Raw genomic sequence first — 941 nt, forward strand, 5'->3', positions numbered from 1 at the left:
AATAGATTACATCTACTTTTCTTAATTTCTTTACTAAGAAATAGACCAGATGCGGGAAGGATGTTTTTTCACTCCGAAAGTTGTTATATAGAAGCTTCACATTAGAAAGATTCTTTAAACTGTTCCACCCCCCAGAGTCGCCCTTAGACATAAAGTAAACGTAAATTATTGCATTTGGATATTGCTGATTTAGATAGCCAACCAGGTTCATTGCAACTCTTTCAGCGCCACCAACCATGTCAGTCGGCAAAACTACTAAAAAGCTATTCAATCCCTTCACCATTTTTCTGTTTTTGTAAAGCGATTGACGCGTACACTTTATCTTGATAATTCTCAAATTCAGCTAATTCGTCGTTATTTACAAACGAACTTTCTACTTTCTTTTTATAATCACCAAAACTCATAATTCTTTTCGCTGGAGCACCCGCTATAACTGAATCCGAAGGGACATCTTTAGTTACAACACTTCCCGCCGCGACAATTACATTATTTCCTATTGAAACACCCGGCATAACAATGCTATTCACACCAACGAACACATCATTTCCTATCACTACAGGAGAGTATCGCTGATAACGCTGTCCATGCTGGTTTTGAATTAGACAAGTTGCGCCATCATGAGTGAGTATTCTTACTCCAGAAGTAATCGTTACCCTGTCCCCAAGAGTAATAAGAAATGGCTCGGTTCCCCACTGGAATATATAGATTCTGCAATCTTTACCGAGGGTAACACCTGATTTCTTTGCATAAACAACCCCCCCTTTAAAGACAAACAACAAAATACTTTTTAGCTTTTTGAGTGTATTGAGAATTTTCACCTTTGATAGTCCTTAGTTCTGGTTTGATTTGGTAATAGAGCTAAATACGCCAATACAATCAAAATAATTTTCTGTGAATAAATATCATTGTTCACTAAGCCAAATAGAAGTGATGACACAATA

The 941-nt window shown here is 36.9% G+C and carries 2 protein-coding genes; both read right to left on the reverse strand.

The features are described from left to right. Window positions 1–271 (reverse strand): hypothetical protein (locus A3766_RS32155; protein ID WP_231882950.1); only part of this gene is annotated, 271 nt, incomplete at its 3' end. Further along, window positions 264–818 carry a DapH/DapD/GlmU-related protein gene (locus A3766_RS32160; RefSeq protein WP_068642946.1) on the reverse strand — a complete coding sequence of 185 codons (555 nt, stop codon included), beginning with the start codon at window positions 816–818 and terminating at the stop codon, window positions 264–266. The genes A3766_RS32155 and A3766_RS32160, both read right to left, overlap by 8 nt. Window positions 819–941: the final 123 nt, after the last annotated feature.

The sequence above is a fragment of the Oleiphilus sp. HI0132 genome (assembly GCF_001635845.1).